We start from the raw sequence: 19,012 nt of genomic DNA, 5'->3' as shown, positions 1-19,012 counted from the left end.
AGACTTTCATTGTATTCAAAGTGTGCATCAACGCGCCCTGGCGGCAGCCGCCGTTGCCACGACGGCTGGTTTCCACGCTTGCGGCGCGGCCGTGGCGCCCGGCTGCAGGCGTTCCTGGCCTTCGATGACGACGGTTTCGCCAGCCTTCAAGCCGCCGTTGACCACGTACTGGTGCTCGATCACGTCGCCCACGCTGATGGGTTTAAGACTTGCTTTGTTCGTGCCATCGAGCACCCAGGCCTGCGCCTGGCCGCCGCTGCTGTGCAGAACGGCTTGCTGCGGCAACAGCACGCCATTCGCCTGCACGGCGCGGGCGATGCGGGCGCGTACGAACATGCCCGGCAGCAACTGGCGCTGCGGATTGTCGACCAGCACGCGGATGACGGCGTCGCCCGTGCCCGCATCGACGCTGATGCCCGAGAACAGGATGCGCCCCGTGACGGGATGCGGCTGGCCATCGGCGCCCAGGATGGTCACGGGCAGCTTGTCCGCGCCGCCCGTGCCCGACGCTTGCAATGCCGCCAGCGCGGCGGCCGGCTGGCGCACGTCGACATACACCTTGTCGATCTGCTGGATGCGCGCCATCGGCGTGGCATCGGCCAGGCCCACGAGCGCGCCTTCCGTCACCAGTTCCGAGCCGATGCGCCCGGCAATGGGCGCCTCGATGCTGGCGAAGGCCAGGTCCAGGCGGCGGCGCGCCAGGGCGGCACGCGCCTGCGCCACGGTGGCCACGGCTTGCTCGCGCTGGGCCACGGCGTCGTCATACGCCTGGCGACTGATGGCGTCCGCCTCCACGAGCGGCTTCAACCTGTCGGCCTGGCTGCTGGCGCGGTTGGCCGTGGCCACCGCATGCTGCAGGGCGGCGGCGGCCGAATCGACGTCCGCCTGGAACGGCGCCGGATTGAGCTGGAACAACTTCTGCCCCGCCTTCACTTCGGCGCCCTGCTCGAACTGGCGGCGCAGCACGATGCCGCCCACTTGCGGGCGGATGTCAGCCGTGCGGAAGGCGGCCACCCTGCCCGGCAATTCATCGCTGAGGACGACGGGCGCCGCTTGCAGCTTGAGTACCGTCACGGCGGCGGGCGGCGCCGCGCCTTCTTCCGGCGCGGGTTTGGAACAGGCGGCAAGGCTGAGCAGTGCCGCGGCGATCAACATGTTTTTCTTGGTGAGGTGGCTCGGATGCATGGTCTTTCTCTATGGCAGATCCCAACCGGCGGTCCGGTCGACAGATAACAAGAGCATAGAAGGCCAACATGGATGTTCCATCAAAGAAATGTGGAGATTCGATGGAGAGCGCGAAGAATGCTAGACTATTTGCATGAACTATCATCACAGCGCCAGCCAGCCCTCGTTTCTTGCCACCACACCCCCTTCCGCCCTCGTCCTGATCGCCGAAGATGAACCGCAAATCGCCCGCATCCTCGCCGGTTACCTGGAGCGCGACGGCTACCGCACGGCCTTCGCGCACGACGGCCAGGAAGCGCTGCAGCAGCACCTGGCGCTGGCGCCGGACCTGCTGCTGCTCGACGTGCAAATGCCCAGGGTCGATGGCTGGGGCGTGCTGGCGGAAGTGCGGCGGCGCGGCGAAACGCCCGTCATCATGCTGACGGCGCGCGACCAGGATGCCGACAAACTGGCCGCCCTGCGCGTGGGCGCCGACGACTACATCATCAAGCCCTTCAATCCGGCCGAAGTGGTGGCGCGCGTGGCGGCCGTGCTGCGCCGCTCGCGCGTGCGCCACCACCCGGTGGGCGGCCAGCGCCTGCGCTGCGGCCCCATCGAGATCGACCAGGAAACGTACGTGGCCAGCGTGCTGCGCGACGGCGCACCCGTGCCCTTGAGCCTGACCCTGACGGAGTTCCGCCTGCTGGCCCACCTGGCGCGCACGCCGCGCCGCGTCTGCAGCCGCCTGGAATTGCTGGAGTCATGCATGCCCGAGAGCAATTCCATGGAACGCACGGTGGACAGCCACGTCAGCAAGCTGCGCAAGAAACTGGAAGAAGCTGGGGTGATGAACATGCCGGCCAGCCTGCGCGGCGTGGGCTACCGCCTGGAAAGCGAGCTCTGATGCGCTTCACGGGCCTGAACCGGCAGATCGTGCTGTCGATGTCCGTGCTGATGGTCAGCGGCATCCTGATCATCTGGATCGGTTCCTGGACCTTCTTCGCCATCGCCTTCAAGATCGACCCCGGCATGCTGTCCGAACCGGACGACTGGTCGCCGACGACGGCCGAATGGCTGTGGATCTTCGCCATCACCATCTTCGGCCTGGGCCTGGCGGCGTTTTTCGCCATCAAGCTCGCTTCGCGCATTCTCAAGCCGATCAATTCCGTGATGGACAGCGTGCGCCGCGTGGCGCATGGCGACCTGTCCGCGCGCGCCTTCGCGGGCGACCGCAGCCTGGGCGAGACGGCCATGCTGGTCGATGACTTCAACAGCATGGCCGAGCGCCTGCAGCGGGCGGCCAAGGAAAGCGAGACGTGGAATGCGGCCATCGCGCACGAATTGCGCACGCCCGTGACGATCCTGCGCGGCACCTTGCAAGGCGTCGTCGACGGCGTCTTCAAGCCCGAGGAAGTGCCGTTTTCCAGCCTGCTGGCGCAAGTCGAGGACCTGGGCCGCCTGATCGAAGACTTGCGCACCCTGAGCTTGGCCGACAGCGGCCACATGCAGCTGCGCATGGCGTGGACGGACCTGACCCTGGAAATCGGGGAAGTGCGCCGCCTGCTGGCGCAGGAGATGGAAGCGGCCGGCTTTACGCTGCAACTGCACCTGTCCGACCATCCCGTCTGCTGCGACGCGGCGCGCATCCGGCAAATCGTGCTGGCCCTGCTCGACAACGCGCGCCGCTACGCGCATCCGGGCTTGCTGCGCGTGCGCACCCGCGTGCAGGCCGGCCAGTACTACCTGAGCGTCGAAGATGCGGGTCCCGGCATTGCCGACGACCTGGCGCCGCACGTGTTCGAAGCGTTCCGCCGCGGCGACAGCGCCAGGGTCGACTTGAACGCGGGCAGCGGCCTGGGCCTGGCCGTGGTGGAAGCCATCGCGCGCGCCCACGGCGGCAGCGCCGTCTGCACGCGTGGCAAGGCGGGCGGCAGCCTGTTTACCATCAAGTGGCCGGTCGAGCATGGCGCCCCGCCGCCCGCCGGCTGACTACACGGGCGGGGCGCGCAGCATGTCGACGAAGGCGCGCAGCACGGGCGGCATCTGGCGCCGGCCCGGGTAGTACAGGAAATACCTGGGCGGCGGCGGCAGGCAGCGCTCCAGCACGCACGCCAGGCGCCCCGCCGCGAGATCGGCGCGCGCATCGGCCTCGTACACATACGCCAGTCCCGCGCCATCGCGGGCCGCGCGCAGCATCAATTCATCGTCGTCGAACACCAGCGGGCCGCCGACGGCGATGCTGACGGCTTCCCCTTCCAGCTCGAACTCCCACGCATACTGGCGCCCGCTGGGAAAACGCCGGCCGATGCAGGCATGGTCCAGCAAGTCGCGCGGCGTGCTTGGCGCCCCATGCACCGCCAGGTAGGCGGGCGACGCCACCACGACGAACGGTTGCGGCGCGCCCACGGGCACGGCGACCATGTCGGCCGCCACCTGCTCGCCAAAGCGGATGCCCGCATCAAAACCGTCGCGCACGATATCGATCATGCCGTCATCCGTCACCACTTCCACCTGCACGCGCGGATAGCGGGCGACGAAGCTGGCCAGCATGGGCGCGAGCAGCAGCCGGGCGGCCGGACGGGGCACGTTCAGGCGCAACTTGCCTGCGGGCACATCCTGCAAGGCGCTCAGGTCCAGCAAGGCATCGTCGATTTCGCGCATGGCCGGCGCCAGCCGCGCCAATAGCTGCTGCCCCGCCTCGGTCGGCGTGACGCTGCGCGTGGTGCGGTTCAGCAGGCGCACGCCCAGGCGCTCTTCCAGCGTCCGCAGCGCATGGCTGAGGGCGGAAGCGGAGACGCCCCGTTCGAGGGCCGCCTTGCGAAAGCTGCGCAGGCGGGCGACGGCGGCAAAGGCCGTCAATTCATTCAGGTCAGCCATTATTCGGGAAGCAATTCATGAGTAATATTCAGTAATGTATGCAGGATTAGGCATCTTATCGCATGCTGTTGCTTCATCCATACTCCTCGCATCTTTTTTTGAAGAGGAGTGAAAAATGGAACACAGAACACTGGGCAACTCCGGCTTGCGCGTCGCCCCCATCGGCCTGGGCTGCATGGGCATGAGCTTTGCCTACGGCGGCGCGGACGAAGCCGCCTCGCTGCGCGTGCTGCACCGCGCCGTGGAATTGGGCGTGACCCTGATCGATACGGCGGAAGTCTACGGCCCCTACGCCAACGAGGACTTGGTAGGCCGCGCCGTGAAGGAGTTGCGCGGCAAGGTCCACATCGCCACCAAGTTCGGCTTCAAGATCTTGCCTGAAGGAAAAGGCGTGGCACGCATGGCGGGCGTCGACAGCCGCCCCGAACACATCGTCCAGGCCGTGGAGGGTTCGCTGTCCCGGCTGGGCATCGAATGCATCGACTTGCTGTACCAGCACCGGGTGGACCCCGCCGTGCCCATCGAAGACGTCGTCGGCGCCATGGCCGGCCTGGTGCGCGCAGGCAAGGTGCGCCACCTGGGGCTGTCGGAAGTGTCGGCCGCCACCCTGCGCCGCGCCCACGCCGTGCACCCGATTGCGGCCGTGCAGTCCGAATACTCGCTGTGGAGCCGCGACGTGGAGGCAGAGGTGCTGCCCGCCTGCCGCGCCCTCGGCATCGGCTTCGTGCCCTACAGCCCGCTGGGCCGGGGTTTCCTGACGGGCCAGCTCACGTCCAGCGCGATGCTGGCGCCCGACGATTACCGCCACAGCCTGCCTCGCTTCCAGCCGCAGGCGATGGCGGCCAACGCGCACCTGGTGACAGAATTGCAGCGCCTGGCGGCGGCGCGCGGCGTCACGGCGGCCCAGCTGGCCCTGGCCTGGCTGCTGGCGCAAGGCGACGACATCGTGCCGATACCCGGCGCCCGCAGCCTGGCGCACCTGGAAGAAAACGTGGCCGCCGCGCGTATCCCCCTGGGCGACAGCGAGCTGGCCGCCATCGGCGCCGCCATCGCGCCCGCCAGTGTGCAAGGCGCGCGCTATCCGGACGTGGAACTTGCCATGCTTGGCCTGTAGACAAGCGTACTCGAGTACGCTAATTTGAGTACGAATACCGCTTCTTTTTGCCCGCCGCACTTGAAATGCCTGAATCCGCTATCATTTCCAATCTGAACTATTCATTATGAAAGGGATTTACATGTCCGATTTGCTCGAAACACTGCAATGGCGCTACGCCACCAAGAAAATGGACCCGACGAAAACGGTGCCGCAAGACAAGGTCGAGCGCATCCTGGAAGCCGTGCGCCTGACGGCCAGCTCCAGCGGACTGCATCCTTACGAAGTCTTCGTCGTGACGAATCCGGCCCTGCGCGAGCAGATCAAGCCGCATGCATGGAACCAGGGCCAGGTGACGGATTCCTCGCACCTGCTGGTGTTTGCCGCCTGGGACAATTACACGGTGGAACGCATCAACGCGCGTTTCGACCTGGTCAACGAGGTGCGCGGCTTCAAGAATGAAGGCTGGGAAGCGTACCGCCAGCAAATCCTGGCCACGTATCCGCAGCGCGATGCCGAGACCAACTACCAGCACGCGGCACGCCAGGCCTACATCGGCGTGGGCACGGCCCTGATCGCCGCGGCGCAGGAACAAGTCGATTCGACGCCGATGGAAGGTTTTGATCCGGCCAAGGTCGATGAAATCCTGAACCTGCGCGAAAAAGGCTTGCGTTCCGTCGTCATGCTGCCGCTGGGCTACCGCGCCGACGAAGGCGACTGGCTGGTGGACTTGAAAAAAGTGCGCCCTGCTCGCGAGCAATTCATCACCGAGCTGGCGTAAGCGCTACGCCAGTGACTGAAAAGCGGATGCCCTGACCGGCATCCGCTTTTTTTTGTCCGTTCAGGCCGCCTGCGGGAAGCGTACCGTCACCTGCAATCCCCGCCCTGCCTCGCCGTCGGCCAGCGCGATATCGGCCTGGTGGTGCTCGGCGATGTGGCGCACGATGGACAGGCCCAGGCCGCAGCCCCAGGCGTCGTTGCCGTCGGGACGGAAGAAACGGTCGAACAGGCGCGCATGGTGCTGGCGCGGCACGCCGGGGCCGTTGTCGGACACGCGCAGCAAGGGCCTGCCCTCTTCCACTGCCGCCTGCAAGTCGACCCGGCCGCCCTGCTGCGTGTAGCGCAAGGCATTGTCGATCAAGTTATTCAGCAACACTTGCAAGCCGTCGGGATCGGCCTGCACCAGCACCCTGGCGGGCGGCGCTTCCACCACGCCCAGGTCAATCGCGCGGCTGTTGGCCAGCGCGCTATGGTCGCCCACGGCCGCTTCCAGCAATTGTCCCAGGTCCACCGTGTGCAGCTGGCTGGCCGTGAGCGCCGTTTCATGGCGCGCCAGGCTCAGCAACTGGCGCACGAGGTGCGTGCTGCGGTCCAGCCGTTCGTGCAGCCGCGCCAGCGCCACGCGCCGTTCTTCCTCGCTGCCGGCCCGTTCGGCCACCTGCAGCTGCAGTTTCAATGCCGTCAGCGGCGAACGCAATTCATGCGCGGCATCGGCGACAAAGGTGCGCTGCGCCGTCAGCGCCGCCTCGAACTGCCCCATCAGGCTGTTGAGCGCCAGCGCCACGGGCCGCAGTTCGGGCGGCATGTCGTCGGCCGCCAGGGGCGTCAGGGCGTCCGGCGAACGGCCTGCCACGGACTCGGCCAGCCGGTGCAGGGGCGCCAGCGCGCGTCCCACGACGGCGACGATCAGCAGCGCCAGGATCAGCGCGAACACCAGCAGGGGCGCGCCGGCCCGCACGGTCATCCGCCAGGCCAGCTGGTCGCGCACGGCCTGCGCCTGCGCCACCTGCACGTAGCGGCCGCGCCGCGTTTCGCCGTACAGGCGCCAGTCCTCGCCGTGCAGCTCGACATCGGCGAAACCGGCCAGCGCATAGCGCGGCAGTGCCGGCTGCTCCTGCAGGACGGGCAAGGGCTGGCCATCCTCGTCCCACGCCTGCAGCACGAACGCTTCTTCCGGCTCTTGCGCGGCGGCCAGTCCCTCCTGCGGCTCGAACTCGTCGGGCAAGGCCACGGCCAGCTGGCGCAGCTGCAAGTCGGCCAGCTCATTGGTTTCTTCCAGCAGCGAACGGAACAGGGAAATGCCGGCGCCCAGCACGCACAGCAGGGTGGCGGCCAGCAAACCGAGCAGCAATTGGCGGCGGATGGTCAGCATGGCGCCAGTCGCATCTTGTAACCAACGCCGCGCACGGTCTGGATGCAATCCGCACCGAGCTTCTTGCGCAGCTGGTACACGTACACGTCGACGGTATTGCTTTCCACTTCGCTATCCCAGCCGTACAGCTTTTCGCTCAGCTGGCGCTTCGACACCACCTTGCCCGGATGGTCGAGCAAGGCGCGCAGCACGGAAAACTCGCGCGGCGGCAGCTTGATCTGCTCGCCCTCGAACGTGACGTCGTGGCTGGCCAGGTCGAGGATCAGCGCGCCATGCTCGATGACGGAGCGCGAACGGCTGACGCGGCGGCGCAGCAGCGCGCGGATGCGCGCCAGCAGCTCGTCGAGGTCGAACGGCTTGACCAGGTAATCGTCGGCGCCGCTGTCGAGCCCTTCCACGCGGGCCGGCGTGCCGTCGCGCGCCGTGATGATCAGCACGGGCAACTCGGCACCCCGCGCGCGCATGGCGCGCAGCACGTCCATGCCCTCCTTGCCGGGCAAGCCCAGGTCCAGCAGCATCAAATCGTAGGCGAAGCCGGCCAGCGCCAACTCCGCATCGTGGCCATCGCGCACCCAGTCCACGGCATAGCACTCGCCGCGCAAGCCCTCGACCAGGCTTTCCCCGATCATCGGATCGTCTTCCACCAGCAACACGCGCACGCGGGCCTCTCAAAGTCTTGAAAAAGCCACCATCTTACCTTGACTGGCGCCGCGCCGCAGGGGCTGCCGCGGTAGCCTTACCTGGACCCGGACCCGCGGAACGGCGGGATATTGCCTTCTTGCGGATACAGCGCCACGCCTGTCGCAAGCGGTGCCGCCGCAGCGAGCGCCTCGCCGGGCTGGGCCGCTTGCGATACGGGCAGAACGGCCAGCAGGGATACCGCGCCAACACAGAAAATAGCCTTGATTTTCATATCATTCCTTCAAAGGTTGCATAGAAAAATATCGGATCAATACATTATTTCGTATATTGATAAACAGGCAATGCCAGTCCAAGATAGCTACATGCCGGCAACAAGTCAATCTCCGCAGCAACTGAATTGCCCGCGTGTCCGCCCATGCCATGCATGGCGTGAATTCGCGATACCGTGACTATGTGCGCATTTGGCGCGTTTTTTATGCGGTATATTTTCCTTCCCTCCACGCATCTGGAAAGGCATGCCATGTCCAGTTCCACCCAAGATACCGTCATCGTCAAGGCGGCGATTTATCCGCCCATCGGCATTGCCCGCGTGGGCAACAGCCCCAGCGAATACTTTATGGGACCGGAGGTGCCGGAACCGGCGCCGCGGCCGGCCGGCTATTACCGCGATGCGTCCGGGGCCATCAAGCGCCAGGCGGCGGGCTTTCGCATCTACGGCTTGAACGCCGCCGGCGTGGCCGTGGCCGAGTTGAACGCCAGCAATGCCGACATCGAATGGTCCGTCACGCTGGCCAACACCAAGGCGGCGTGGTACCAGTTCCAGATCGCGCTCGACATTCCCGAGGCGAATGCCACCCAGCCCTCGTTCCTGCGCAACATGGCCGTCACCGACCGCGCGCAACTGTCCATCACGCCGGGCGAGCGCAAGATCGGCGGCAGCGAACAGCCGGCCGTCGCCTTCGACAGCGGCCGCTTCATGGGCACGCCCGTCTACCTGGGCGAGTTGCGCACGGACGCCATGGGACGGCTGATCGTGCTGGGCGGCCATGGCAAGTCCGCCTCGTGGAATGGCGCGCGCGCCATCACCTTTGCCAACAACGAAGGCTGGCATGACGACACGGCCGACGGCCCCGTCTGCGCCACGGTGCACTACCAGGGCCAGGCCTTGCCCGTCGACATGGCCTGGGTGGTCGTCGCGCCGCCCGACTACGCGCCGCAGCAAAAGTCGGTGCGCACCATGTGGGACTTGATGCGCGACTTGTTTGTTTCCGAAAACAAAATTACCGCGCCTGCCGTTCCCTCGTTCCAGGACGACATCCGTCCCATTTTCGAGCGCCTGTCCAACCTGCAATGGGTCAATGCCGGCTTCGCGGCCGCCTTCGGCTGGGATGGCAGCACGCCGTTCAGCCGCGACGAATGGATGGCGCGCCTGGCCAGTCCGTCCGAAAACCGCAAGGAGTGGCGCAACGTCATCTATAACCAGTTCCGCCAGTTCGAGCGCGACGCCCGGGCGCCATCGCCGTGGCCGTGGCTGTATGGCGACGCGATGGCCATCCCGCCGGCAGACACGCCGCGCCAGAACTGCGCGCTGAGCAATTTGCAGTTGCGCTTCCTCAAGCAATGGGCCGACGGCAAGTTCACGGACGACTACGCGCCTGGCAAGACGCCGCCGCAAAGCCTGGCCGACGTGGAAGTGGCGCAGCAGCCGGACACCCTGCTGCGCGCCGCCATGGAATTCTGCCTGGCCGACGCCTTCCACCCCGGCTGCGAAATGACCTGGCCCATGCGCCAGGCCAGCATGTACAGCGCGCCGTTCCGCCTGGCGCACCGGCCGCCCGGCTGGGTGGAGCCGGATTACGGTGCGGTGTTGACGCCGGACAATATCGGCAGCCCCTGCTCGGCGCAGATCGCCGGCGGCGTGACGCGCTGGATGGCCGTGCCTTGGCAAACGGACACGGCCAGCTGCCGCTCCGGCTACCAATCCGACTACGATCCCTATGTGCCGACCTTCTGGCCCGCGCGCGTGCCGAACCAGGTGATGAGCAAGCTCGCCTACGACACGGTGATGAACCGGGAAGCCCCCACCGACGACCGCCTGGCCGCCTTCGCCCGGCGCGCCGCGTGGATACGTCCGCTGGGCAACATCAGCTATGAAGAGCAAATCAACAACATGATCGCCGACCTGGCGCAAGTGGGCGTGGTCGAGGTGCGCCCCGGCCCCACGGACGTGAGCGGCTTCCCCGCCGTCCTGCAGGTGGAAAACCTGCCGCAAGCGATCGCCGGCAAGCATACATTGCGTGCCGCGGCGCCCATACCGGACGAGTTTGTCGACGTCGACCTGGAAGGCACGGAAAAAGCGCGGCATCTGCAGCGGCACCGCTCGTGACGGTGCTGCAGGCCGACGTGCTCGTCGTCGGTGCCGGTCCGGCCGGCGCCACGGCCGCCCTGAACCTGGCGGGGCGGCACCGGGTCTTGCTGGTCGACCGGCTGGCCGCGCCGCTGGCGCGCATCGGTGAATCGCTGCCGCCCGCCGCCGCGCGCCTGCTGCAAGACATGGGCTTGCTCGACGCCTTCCTGCGCCAGGGCCATGCGCCCTACCACGGCAACCGCGCGTGGTGGAACGGCGCCTGGGCGGAACACCACTTCCTCAGCGACCCCGATGGCCACGGCTGGCACCTGGCGCGCGGCACCTTCGACCTGTGGCTGCGCGACGAAGCGCGCCAACGCGGCGCCGCCCTGCTGGCCTCGGCCAGGGTCGCGGACATCGCGCCGGACGATGGCGGCTGGAGAGTACGGCTGGAAACGCGGCACGGCACCTGCGACGCGGCGGTGCGCATCGTCATCGACGCCACGGGACGCAGCGCCCGGCTGGCCCGCAAAGCGGGCGCGCAGCGCCGGCACAGCGACCGGCTGATATCTATATGGCAATACGGACACGAACGCACGCCCTCCGCGCGGGGCTTTGCCCACATCGAGGCGTGCGAATACGGCTGGTGGTACAGCGCGCCCCTGCCCGGCCAGCGTCGCGTGCTGGCCCTGCATACGGATGCGGACTTGCTCGGCAGCACCGCCCTGCGCGATGCCGGCTGGCTGGAAGCGGCGGCACGGCGCTTGCCGGCTACGCGGGAATTGCTGGAGCAGCAAGGTTACGGGGCCGATACACCGGCCCTGGCCACGCCCGCCCATACGGCCGCCCTGGACGCCGCCGCGGGACCGGGCTGGTTCGCCGCCGGCGACGCGGCCCTGAGCTTCGATCCGCTGTCGTCGCAAGGCATCTTCAACGCCCTGTACACGGGCCTGGCCGCCGCCGAAGCGGCCGACCGCACGCTGCAGGGCGACGCCGCCGCTTGCCAGCAATACAATGCGGAACTGGCGGCCATCGGCGCGGCATACGGACGCCACCTGGCATACTGTTACGGCCAGGAAACACGCTGGCCGTCGGCGCCATTCTGGAGCCGGCGCCGGCCGCTCGCGGCCCGCTGACCCGCCGGCCCGCAAAAAAAATCGCTGCGCCGCCGTTCTGCCACGCGCTGCCGCTATGGCTGCATGGCAAGCGCCCCGACCACCAGCGCGCGCATGCCCAGGTCGAACTCGGCCTCGATAAGCGCATCGTCCTCTGCTTCCCAGGCGTCGCCGGCCGGCGCATACACGGTGTCGGCCAGGGCCACGCAGTGGAAGGCCACGGTCGACAGCAGCCAGCGGGCGCGCTCCCTGGGCAGCCGGTAGCTGTCCGCCACTTGCGCCTGGTGGGCGTCGATCCGGGCCAGCATGGCCGGCGTCGTCGCTTTTCTGCGCAGCAGGTACGGCGCCAGCCCCGGATGCGACTTGACCAGCGCGCGCAGCGAGGCGCTGAAACGCAGCAGGTAGCCCTCCAGGTCGTCGTTGCCCGTCGCCGGAAGTTTCCATCGAACAAAAATTTCCTCTGCCACCAGCAGCTTGAGCGCCGCCAGGTTCGCCACATGCTTGTACAACGCCACATGGCTGACCCCGAGCAAGGTGGCGACACCGGTAAACGTCATGGCGGGCAGGCCCAGCGCCATGCCGGCGTCGGCGATGCGTTCGCGCGTGATGCTGGGGGGACGCCCGGGGCGGGGCGAAGTGCTTGCAATAGTCATCGTTATGGTCCGTGGCAGCAGCTGCGTTGTCGGTTTCAGTTAATTAGTTTAGCATGGTGAAACTAATTACCCAATACCAAGGAGTACTTACCATGGCAACACCAGTAGAACAGCAATCCAACGGTCCCTTGCGCAATGCCGAGCATGACCGCAGCCTGCATGACGTCACGGCCGCCGTCGTCGCCATCGCGCATCCCGTTCCCAGCGTGTTGCGCGTCACCGCCCGCCTGGCCCGTTCCGGCGACGATCCCCAATGGGCGCTGCCCAACGTGGCTTTCCGCATCCACCTCGACGGACCAGCGTATGGCGGCGCGTCGCGCATCTACACCGTGCGCAGCTTTGACGCGCAGGCAGGCGCGTTTACCTTCGATATCGTGCGGCATGCACACGCGAGTCCGATGATGCACTGGGGTAACAGCCTGCGCGTGGGCGAGGTCTTCCGCCTGACGGGGCCGCGCCCGCAGTTCATCGTTCCTGCCGGCGCCGAAAAGAAAATCGCCCTCTTCCTCGACGAAACGGGCATACCCGCGCTGTATGCCATGTTGCAGCAGTGGCCCGCCGGCGCGAGCGGCATCGGCTGGGTGGTGACGGATGATGCGGCCTCCTTTGCCGAGCTGCCCACCGTGCCGGGCCTGGCATTGCAACGCCTCGGCACGGCCCACGTGGCGCCGGACGGGCCGCTGGCGGCCCAGGCCAGGGCCTTGCAATATCCGCACGATTACGCGATCTGGGGCGCCGGCGAGCGCGATGAAATGCGCGCCATCCGCCAGCATTTTCGCGTCGACGCCAGCCTGTCCAAGGAACAGGTGCTGGTGGCAGGCTACTGGAAACGGGGCGTCAGCAACACGGACATCGATCTGCGCCGCCGGCAAAATTTCGAGCAGCTGATCGCCGATGGCGGCACCCTGGCCGATTTCGACGACCTGGCCGTCGAAGTGTGAGCAGCGCCGGTCGCGGCGCGCGCTAGCGGGCGGCGAAGTCGAAGCGCCACGCGTCCTGGCTGCGGTGCAAGGTAACGTCCACTTCGGTAGCCGAGACCGGCATCGCATATTGCGTCATGTCCTGGAAACTCTCCAGGCTGTAAGTCTGGCCCGCCGCCGGCCGCATGGCCACCACAAAATACAGGCTGGGCAGGTATTCGAAACCGACCGTCATGTTGGCATCGACATCGGGCATAGTCGCGACCGGCCGGTCGTTCACGTACCAGTTGCAGCTGAATGGGATGAATGGGCTGGTCTCGTTCATGACGCCGCATTGTGCCGGCGTCAGCTTCGATTGCGCCAGCGAGGCGGCGGCCGGCTGCAGCAGCGGCGACAAGCCATGCGGGCTCACGGCCGACAGCAGCTGGCCCGGCGCGATGACCTGGCGGCCCGAGACGATCTTGTTCCCGGTGATGCCGAAACTGTTCACGTCGGTCGAGATCCTGTCCTCGTAGTGGAACGATTCGGTGGCGCCGGCCGACCCCGTCAACACCTGCCAGGCATGGCTGCGGTAATGGCCCTGCGGGTTGTGCAGCTTCAGGAAGACCAGCACGGAGTTGCCTAGCAAATCGTCTGTTTCCACGTTGTAGCGGACGTTGAATTGAATGCCCATCGCTTGCTCCCTGCCTGGAATCTGCACGAACTCAGGAAAGACAGCGCCGGAGGACGAGTCCACGATTTCCTCCGGCGCCGGTTGTCACTGCCCCTGCCCTGGCTGATGCAGGGCGTAAGCACGCTATTCGCGAACGATTACTGCGCCAGGTAGCGTTCCGAACGGGGACCGTACAGCAAGCCATTCGGCACGCCGGCCGACAGCATGCGCGCATTTGCCGTGCCGGCGAGCGGATGGCTGGCATCGGTGCTGGTATTAATGATCTGCTTGACGGCCGCCGTCACCAGCATGCCGACCAAGCCACCGCCACCGCTGTTATTGCCTTCGTTGCTCGACGCGCTGGCCGCGCCCTGCCACAGCAAGGCGCCCGTCTTCAGGTCGACCAGCTTGGCATCGACCGACACTACCGTCACGCTGTCGATCACGGCATAGGTCGTGCCGTACTTGGAAATCGTCACGTACAGGCCCGCATCGGCGCCAAAGATCTCGTTGAGCTTTTTCGCGTCGACGCCGTGGATATCGGCGGCGTTCGTCAAGCCGTTCTGCTTGAAGGTTTCGCCGACCACGGCCACTGGCAGCACATAGTATCCCGCTTCGGCCAGCGGATAGGTCACTTGCGCGTAGACGCTGTTGCCGGCATTGACTTCCGGCGAGTTGTTCAACGGTGGCAAGACCACGATGGAGCGGGGCTTGGCTGCCTTGAAGGCGGTGTAATCGTAGGCCGCCTGCTTGGTGGCGCAACCGACCATGAAGATGGCGGGACCCAGACACAAGGCCATTTTCAACATGCGCGACATCATAATTTCTCGCCTTTTTTCATTTTACCCAACAGGAAGTCCATGTACGGCGTCGATTCCGGGAACAGTTTTTTCTCGTCTTCGAACTGCGCTTCGACTTGCTCCGGCTTGCCAGCGATCGAGTACAGCATGCCCAGGTGGGCATGGAAACCCGGCGGCGCGTGGTTGCCCTTCGCGCCGATCACTTGCAAGTCTTTTTCCATGGCGGCGATCTGCTGTTCCGGGCTTTCACCCTTCAGGTATTCGTACACTTGCGGCTCGTAGCCTTCCCATTGGTACAGGGTCTTCGATTGCGTGGCGCAACCGGTCAGGGCGGCACAGGCGAGCAGCGCCAGCAGGGCTGCGCCCTTGTTCATTATTGTTTTCATGGGATACCTTATTGTTTGCGCATTGCGCCCGCTTCGACACCAGCCACCAGGCGCTCGACCGCTTCGCGCATGGCCAGGTCCAGCACCTTGCCGTTGAGGGTGGCGTCATAGCTGGCGGTGCCGCCAAAACCCAGCACTTCCCGGTTCGACAGGCTATATTCACCGGCGCCGGCGGCCGAAAACACGACTTCCGAGGTAGCGATGTTGACGACGTTCAAGGTGACCTTGGCATATGCCACTTGCGTCTTGCCGCGGCCCATGATGCCGAACAATTGCTTGTCGCCAACTTCCTTGCGGCCGAATTCGGTCACGTCGCCCGTGACGACGAAATCCGCGCCCTTGATATTCTGGCCCTGCTTCTTGAACTCGGCTTCCTGCTTGAGTTCCGCCATGTTGTCGCGGTCGAGCACATTGAAACGGTTGGACGTCTGCAGGTGCGCGATCAGGATCGTTTTCGACTGGCTGCCCAGGCGGTCGACGCCATCGGAAAAGATGCCGCGCATGAAGTTCGAGCGGTTGTCGAATTTGCCGACAGCGATCAGGGTGCGTGGACCAACGTAGGGACGGGCTGCGCTGGCAACCGTGGGGACAGCCAAAGCTTGCGAGGATTCGGAAGCGCAACCAGCCAACGCCGCGCCAATCAGCGCTGCAATCAACAACGCGCCGGGTTTATTCTTGTTCATAGTGCCCTTATGATATGGAGGATCAGGAGCAACCTGCGAAATTGATTTTTGGCAAGTTAATTTCCTAATGGCAATTATATGGTATTGCATGTCTCACAATTCTCTCCAAAAGTAACGATGGCAAGGATTGCATGATTGCCGGCGCTACTCAGGCGCGGCCCTGCTTGACTTCCCGGGGCCGATTCATTAACTTAGTAGTAAAAAAGCGCGCCGTCAGCGCCCTGTGCCACTGTCCCTCTCGGACTTCGCCCGCCGGCCCGCCCCACTCCGGCGCCAACTCCACGTTTTCCACCTGGACGGGTCTCTTGGCCATGCCGATACACGATCATTCCCCGGCCCATCCGCTGGCCACGGCGCTGGCGCTCTCGCTGGGCGCGGCCGTCGCCCTGGGCCTGTCGCGCTTTTCCTATGGCTTGCTGCTGCCGCCCATGCGCGCCGACCTGGGCTGGTCCTACCTGCTGGCAGGGGCCATGAACACCTTCAATGCGCTCGGTTATTTTCTCGGCGCCCTGGCCACGCCGGCGCTGATGCGCCGCCTGGGCGTGTGGCGCTTGCTGATCGTCGGTTCCGTGCTGGCCAGCATCTTCATGCTGATGTCGGGCCTCGTCAGCGACACGGCCACCCTGTTCCTGCAGCGCGTGTGCGCGGGCGTGGCCAGCGCATTCATCTTCATCGCCGGTGGCGTACTGGCGGCGCGGCTCGGCTCCATGCACAGCCAGCGCGCCGGCTTCTACATCGGCCTGTACTATGGCGGCACGGGCTTTGGCATTGCCTTGTCTGCCCTGCTGGTGCCGGCTGCATTGGCGTCCGCCCGGCAGCACGGCGCCGCGCATGCGTGGCAATGGCCCTGGTTGGCACTGGGCATCGCCTGCCTGCTGGCCACCGCCATCATGGCCTTGCCGGCGAAAGCCATCGGCGAAGCGCCGCGCGCCGTCGACACGCCGCGGCGCTTCGCCTGGCGCGACTTTTCCCCCAGCCTGGCCGGCTACTTCATGTTCGGCGTCGGCTACATCGGCTACATGACCTTCGTCATCGCCCTGCTCAAGCAGCAAGGCATGCCGCCCACCTTGATCACGGTGTTCTACACGGTATTGGGCCTGGCGGTGGTGGCGTCGTCGCGCATCTGGGCGCGCATGCTGGACCGCTACAAGGGTGGCGAATCGCTGGCGATATTGAATGGCGTGCTGGGCGCGGCGACCATCCTGCCCGCGCTGACGAGCTTTGTCCCCGTCGTGTTCCTCTCCGGACTCGTCTTCGGCGCCGTGTTCCTGTCGGTGGTGGCGTCGACCACGGCCCTGGTGCGGCATAACCTGCCGCAGCAATCCTGGACGGCAGGCATCAGCGCCTACACGACGGTATTCGCCCTGGGCCAGATCGTCGGCCCCATCGTCGTCGGCTGGATTGCCGACGGCCCCGCCGGCCTGGAACGGGGTTTGATCGCCTCAGCCATCGCCCTCTTCATCGGCGCGGCGCTGGCCGTGCGGCAAAAGGCGCTGGCGGCGGGCGCGTAAGCGACTGTCTCGCACATGCATTGGCCCCGCTTATTGCGGTTTGGCATACTTTGCGACGCCTGTTACATCGAACAGTACACAACGCTGGTTTCCAACCACCCAGGCGTCGTGCCCTGGTGGCATATAGAAGACGTCACCCGGGCCATATTCCATTTCAGCGCCATCATTCATCCTTACCACCATCCGTCCCTCAAGGACCATGCCGGTATGAGCTGCCTGGCACGAATCGGTTCCTGCAATCGGTTTTACGTGCAGACTCCAACGCCAGCCAGGCTCAAATTCGCCGCGCCCCATGGTCTGTTCACCAAGCGTAAAGACAGCCATCCGGCCGGCTCCGTCCTTGAATGGGCGGACTTCGTCCGGCTTATCCAAGGATTTCTTTTCTAACATTGCACTCATGACCCGTCCCTCCTTTGGAATTTCTGGAAGTATTAAATTTCCGAATTGGAATAACTGACACAATATAAAAATCACATCATTTTCCAATATAGTTTAATAATGGAAATTTACAAGCAGAGCACCTGCCGCACTTACCTCAAATGCGGAGACGGATCGTACAATTGAAACTTCCGGGCCAATGCTTCAACATCCATTTACACTGCAGGCATAGCCCACCTTCGCGGAAAGAAAACGATGAACACCGATGCACGAAAAATCCCGGCAACGATGGATGCCGAGACGCTGGAATTCATCCAGGGCCTGTTCGCCCTGGTGCGCGAAGGCGATACGCAGCAACTGGGCGCCATGGTGGCTCAGGGCGTGCCAGTGAACTTTCGCAACGAAAAAGGCGACAGCCTGATCATGCTGGCCAGCTACCATGGCCACCTGGAAACGTCGCGCCTGCTGCTCGAAGCGGGCGCCGACGCCAACGTCCCCAACGACCAGGGCCAGACGCCGCTGGCCGGCGTGGCCTACAAGGGTTACCTGGACATCGCCGAACTGCTGCTCCGGCACGGCGCCAAGGTGGAAGGCAGCAGTCCGGATGGCAAGACCCCCTTGATGATGGCCGCCATGTTCAACCGCCTGGCCATCCTCGACCTGCTGCTGCAACACGGCGCCCGCATCGATGCCGTGGACAGCCGCGGCATGACTGCAGCTTCACTGGCCAAAAGCATGAGTGCGCAGGAAACCCTGGGCCGCCTGGCCAGCTTGGGGCAGACGGCATAGCCGACGCTGACATCACCGACAGTTTGCAAGCCCACCGGGAAAAAGTCCCTGACAAATCAGGAACTTGGCGGTGTCGCTGAGCAAGCGTCAGCTTACGCTGCCGAATGAACGATTATTCCCATTCGATGGTCAACGAGCTGGCTAAGCGCTTGATTTTTCAGTGTTTTCTACTTTATTCAGTTGCCGATACCCTCAAAAATACCCTCATCGCCAAAATCCGTCATTGCGGGTTTGTTGCCGGCGGAGACGGGAAAAACTAGCCCACTCGCTAGCACCTGCCATCAGATTCTTCTAGGCGATGAGGCCTTCATTTCAGCACATCAGCAATCGCAGCGCACCGAGACGCCGAGAGATACGCCAAGGTCGCAGCGCCGCGCTGTCACGCTGTCATTAGAGCAGTTTCGGGCGCGCTATAGCGACAGAGACGAGGCGATGGCACGCGCTTATCTATCGACCGCTTTTACCATGTCCCACATCGCCTCCGCTTTTCACGTCTCGAGCAGGACAGTCAGTCGAGCCGTATCGGCATTTAGTAAAGCGCAACCTGCTGCAGATCGAGACGACCAAGGCTGAGATCGTGTACGAATGCCGGACCTGCCCCCCGGCCTCCCGCAGCTTGGCCGCACGCCGCCACAATCCAATTCTCTGCCGTTTTGCCGAACGCTTGTCTGCAACGGACATGGCGAAAAAAGCCGTAATTGGCGCGATCATGCACAAACTAGCACATCTGATCTATGGCGTGATCCACACTGACAGGCCCTTTGATGCGCATTACTTGGCAAAAGGACTTGTCATTCAAGACGGTATCTGACCCCGGGCGTGCTGGCCCCGCGGCCCACGCGGCCCACGC

General features: G+C 65.0%; 21 protein-coding genes. 10 read left to right on the top strand and 11 right to left on the bottom strand.

Annotated elements, in window-relative coordinates:
• Positions 1–27: 27 nt before the first annotated feature.
• A complete protein-coding gene (locus tag VPH40_RS00950; RefSeq protein ID WP_328572342.1) occupies positions 28–1,185 on the bottom strand; it encodes an efflux RND transporter periplasmic adaptor subunit in 1,158 nt (385 codons plus the stop codon).
• A 133-nt stretch (positions 1,186–1,318) separates the two neighbouring features.
• Here VPH40_RS00950 and VPH40_RS00945 point away from each other — a divergent pair, with 133 nt between their 5' ends.
• A complete protein-coding gene (locus tag VPH40_RS00945; protein WP_328572341.1) occupies positions 1,319–2,068 on the top strand; it encodes a response regulator in 750 nt (249 codons plus the stop codon).
• Positions 2,068–3,153 carry an ATP-binding protein gene (locus VPH40_RS00940; RefSeq protein ID WP_099664300.1) on the top strand — a complete coding sequence of 362 codons (1,086 nt, stop codon included), beginning with the start codon at positions 2,068–2,070 and terminating at the stop codon, positions 3,151–3,153. The genes VPH40_RS00945 and VPH40_RS00940 overlap by 1 nt, the downstream gene beginning before the upstream one ends.
• On the opposite strand, the gene VPH40_RS00935 is transcribed toward VPH40_RS00940, so the two are convergent.
• A complete protein-coding gene (locus VPH40_RS00935) occupies positions 3,154–4,041 on the bottom strand; it encodes a LysR family transcriptional regulator (RefSeq protein ID WP_099664301.1) in 888 nt (295 codons plus the stop codon).
• A 115-nt stretch (positions 4,042–4,156) separates the two neighbouring features.
• Between VPH40_RS00935 and VPH40_RS00930 the strand changes: the two genes are divergently transcribed.
• Positions 4,157–5,155: an aldo/keto reductase gene (locus tag VPH40_RS00930; RefSeq protein WP_328572340.1), complete on the top strand. Its 999-nt coding sequence runs from the start codon at positions 4,157–4,159 to the stop codon at positions 5,153–5,155.
• 121 nt (positions 5,156–5,276) lie between these two features.
• A complete protein-coding gene (locus tag VPH40_RS00925) occupies positions 5,277–5,915 on the top strand; it encodes an NAD(P)H-dependent oxidoreductase (protein WP_289915501.1) in 639 nt (212 codons plus the stop codon).
• Between the two features lie 60 nt (positions 5,916–5,975).
• Here VPH40_RS00925 and VPH40_RS00920 read toward each other — a convergent pair whose 3' ends face one another.
• The 3 genes from VPH40_RS00920 to VPH40_RS00910 form a co-directional block, all read right to left on the bottom strand.
• Entirely contained in the window at positions 5,976–7,286 is a 1,311-nt protein-coding gene (locus VPH40_RS00920) for an ATP-binding protein (protein ID WP_328572339.1), read from the bottom strand.
• Positions 7,280–7,945, bottom strand: coding sequence for a response regulator transcription factor (locus VPH40_RS00915; RefSeq protein ID WP_289898229.1), 666 nt, complete (start codon positions 7,943–7,945; stop codon positions 7,280–7,282). The genes VPH40_RS00920 and VPH40_RS00915 overlap by 7 nt, the downstream gene beginning before the upstream one ends.
• Positions 7,946–8,022: 77 nt before the next feature.
• Entirely contained in the window at positions 8,023–8,199 is a 177-nt protein-coding gene (locus VPH40_RS00910; protein ID WP_289898230.1) for a hypothetical protein, read from the bottom strand.
• Positions 8,200–8,448: 249 nt separating this feature from the next.
• Here VPH40_RS00910 and VPH40_RS00905 point away from each other — a divergent pair, with 249 nt between their 5' ends.
• Positions 8,449–10,314: a LodA/GoxA family CTQ-dependent oxidase gene (locus VPH40_RS00905; protein ID WP_328572338.1), complete on the top strand. Its 1,866-nt coding sequence runs from the start codon at positions 8,449–8,451 to the stop codon at positions 10,312–10,314.
• Complete coding sequence (locus VPH40_RS00900; protein ID WP_328572337.1) at positions 10,311–11,411, top strand: tryptophan 7-halogenase; 1,101 nt, start codon at positions 10,311–10,313, stop codon at positions 11,409–11,411. Before VPH40_RS00905 ends, VPH40_RS00900 begins: the two co-directional genes overlap by 4 nt.
• Before the next feature lie 53 nt (positions 11,412–11,464).
• On the opposite strand, the gene VPH40_RS00895 is transcribed toward VPH40_RS00900, so the two are convergent.
• Complete coding sequence (locus VPH40_RS00895; protein ID WP_328572336.1) at positions 11,465–12,043, bottom strand: TetR/AcrR family transcriptional regulator; 579 nt, start codon at positions 12,041–12,043, stop codon at positions 11,465–11,467.
• A 92-nt stretch (positions 12,044–12,135) separates the two neighbouring features.
• Here VPH40_RS00895 and VPH40_RS00890 point away from each other — a divergent pair, with 92 nt between their 5' ends.
• Positions 12,136–12,984, top strand: coding sequence for a siderophore-interacting protein (locus tag VPH40_RS00890; RefSeq protein ID WP_328572335.1), 849 nt, complete (start codon positions 12,136–12,138; stop codon positions 12,982–12,984).
• A 22-nt stretch (positions 12,985–13,006) separates the two neighbouring features.
• Here VPH40_RS00890 and VPH40_RS00885 read toward each other — a convergent pair whose 3' ends face one another.
• The 4 genes from VPH40_RS00885 to VPH40_RS00870 form a co-directional block, all read right to left on the bottom strand.
• The gene (locus VPH40_RS00885; protein WP_328572334.1) at positions 13,007–13,699 is read right to left on the bottom strand and encodes a hypothetical protein; all 693 of its coding nucleotides are present in this window, start codon (positions 13,697–13,699) and stop codon (positions 13,007–13,009) included.
• Between the two features lie 74 nt (positions 13,700–13,773).
• Complete coding sequence (locus tag VPH40_RS00880; protein ID WP_034788080.1) at positions 13,774–14,436, bottom strand: DUF799 domain-containing protein; 663 nt, start codon at positions 14,434–14,436, stop codon at positions 13,774–13,776.
• Complete coding sequence (locus VPH40_RS00875) at positions 14,433–14,801, bottom strand: DUF4810 domain-containing protein (RefSeq protein WP_328572333.1); 369 nt, start codon at positions 14,799–14,801, stop codon at positions 14,433–14,435. Before VPH40_RS00875 ends, VPH40_RS00880 begins: the two co-directional genes overlap by 4 nt.
• Positions 14,802–14,809: 8 nt before the next feature.
• Complete coding sequence (locus VPH40_RS00870; protein ID WP_077403418.1) at positions 14,810–15,484, bottom strand: CsgG/HfaB family protein; 675 nt, start codon at positions 15,482–15,484, stop codon at positions 14,810–14,812.
• Positions 15,485–15,795: 311 nt separating this feature from the next.
• Between VPH40_RS00870 and VPH40_RS00865 the strand changes: the two genes are divergently transcribed.
• On the top strand, positions 15,796–16,995 hold the full coding sequence (locus VPH40_RS00865; RefSeq protein WP_328572332.1) for a YbfB/YjiJ family MFS transporter: 1,200 nt from the start codon (positions 15,796–15,798) through the stop codon (positions 16,993–16,995).
• Positions 16,996–17,025: 30 nt separating this feature from the next.
• On the opposite strand, the gene VPH40_RS00860 is transcribed toward VPH40_RS00865, so the two are convergent.
• Positions 17,026–17,394 (bottom strand): cupin domain-containing protein, encoded by a 369-nt coding sequence (locus VPH40_RS00860; RefSeq protein ID WP_215409092.1) that lies wholly within the window; start codon positions 17,392–17,394, stop codon positions 17,026–17,028.
• A gap of 234 nt (positions 17,395–17,628) precedes the next feature.
• Between VPH40_RS00860 and VPH40_RS00855 the strand changes: the two genes are divergently transcribed.
• Complete coding sequence (locus VPH40_RS00855) at positions 17,629–18,162, top strand: ankyrin repeat domain-containing protein (RefSeq protein ID WP_328572331.1); 534 nt, start codon at positions 17,629–17,631, stop codon at positions 18,160–18,162.
• A gap of 616 nt (positions 18,163–18,778) precedes the next feature.
• The gene (locus tag VPH40_RS00850; RefSeq protein WP_257218641.1) at positions 18,779–18,973 is read left to right on the top strand and encodes a hypothetical protein; all 195 of its coding nucleotides are present in this window, start codon (positions 18,779–18,781) and stop codon (positions 18,971–18,973) included.
• Positions 18,974–19,012: the final 39 nt, after the last annotated feature.

It is taken from the genome of Janthinobacterium sp. P210005, assembly GCF_036231865.1.
Taxonomy (GTDB): Bacteria; Pseudomonadota; Gammaproteobacteria; order Burkholderiales; family Burkholderiaceae_D; genus Janthinobacterium; species Janthinobacterium kumbetense.
The sequence above is the reverse complement of the archived record's forward strand: the minus strand, read 5'-3'. Positions and strand labels throughout refer to the sequence as shown.

What these genes read in the sequence shown, in the direction of transcription:
- VPH40_RS00950 (WP_328572342.1), bottom strand. Translation starts at nt 1,185, where the DNA reads ATGCATCCGAGCCACCTCACCAAGAAAAACATGTTGATCGCCGCGGCA.
- VPH40_RS00945 (WP_328572341.1), top strand. Translation starts at nt 1,319, where the DNA reads ATGAACTATCATCACAGCGCCAGCCAGCCCTCGTTTCTTGCCACCACA.
- VPH40_RS00940 (WP_099664300.1), top strand. Translation starts at nt 2,068, where the DNA reads ATGCGCTTCACGGGCCTGAACCGGCAGATCGTGCTGTCGATGTCCGTG.
- VPH40_RS00935 (WP_099664301.1), bottom strand. Translation starts at nt 4,041, where the DNA reads ATGGCTGACCTGAATGAATTGACGGCCTTTGCCGCCGTCGCCCGCCTG.
- VPH40_RS00930 (WP_328572340.1), top strand. Translation starts at nt 4,157, where the DNA reads ATGGAACACAGAACACTGGGCAACTCCGGCTTGCGCGTCGCCCCCATC.
- VPH40_RS00925 (WP_289915501.1), top strand. Translation starts at nt 5,277, where the DNA reads ATGTCCGATTTGCTCGAAACACTGCAATGGCGCTACGCCACCAAGAAA.
- VPH40_RS00920 (WP_328572339.1), bottom strand. Translation starts at nt 7,286, where the DNA reads ATGCTGACCATCCGCCGCCAATTGCTGCTCGGTTTGCTGGCCGCCACC.
- VPH40_RS00910 (WP_289898230.1), bottom strand. Translation starts at nt 8,199, where the DNA reads ATGAAAATCAAGGCTATTTTCTGTGTTGGCGCGGTATCCCTGCTGGCC.
- VPH40_RS00905 (WP_328572338.1), top strand. Translation starts at nt 8,449, where the DNA reads ATGTCCAGTTCCACCCAAGATACCGTCATCGTCAAGGCGGCGATTTAT.
- VPH40_RS00895 (WP_328572336.1), bottom strand. Translation starts at nt 12,043, where the DNA reads ATGACTATTGCAAGCACTTCGCCCCGCCCCGGGCGTCCCCCCAGCATC.
- VPH40_RS00890 (WP_328572335.1), top strand. Translation starts at nt 12,136, where the DNA reads ATGGCAACACCAGTAGAACAGCAATCCAACGGTCCCTTGCGCAATGCC.
- VPH40_RS00880 (WP_034788080.1), bottom strand. Translation starts at nt 14,436, where the DNA reads ATGATGTCGCGCATGTTGAAAATGGCCTTGTGTCTGGGTCCCGCCATC.
- VPH40_RS00875 (WP_328572333.1), bottom strand. Translation starts at nt 14,801, where the DNA reads ATGAAAACAATAATGAACAAGGGCGCAGCCCTGCTGGCGCTGCTCGCC.
- VPH40_RS00870 (WP_077403418.1), bottom strand. Translation starts at nt 15,484, where the DNA reads ATGAACAAGAATAAACCCGGCGCGTTGTTGATTGCAGCGCTGATTGGC.
- VPH40_RS00865 (WP_328572332.1), top strand. Translation starts at nt 15,796, where the DNA reads ATGCCGATACACGATCATTCCCCGGCCCATCCGCTGGCCACGGCGCTG.
- VPH40_RS00860 (WP_215409092.1), bottom strand. Translation starts at nt 17,394, where the DNA reads ATGAGTGCAATGTTAGAAAAGAAATCCTTGGATAAGCCGGACGAAGTC.
- VPH40_RS00855 (WP_328572331.1), top strand. Translation starts at nt 17,629, where the DNA reads ATGAACACCGATGCACGAAAAATCCCGGCAACGATGGATGCCGAGACG.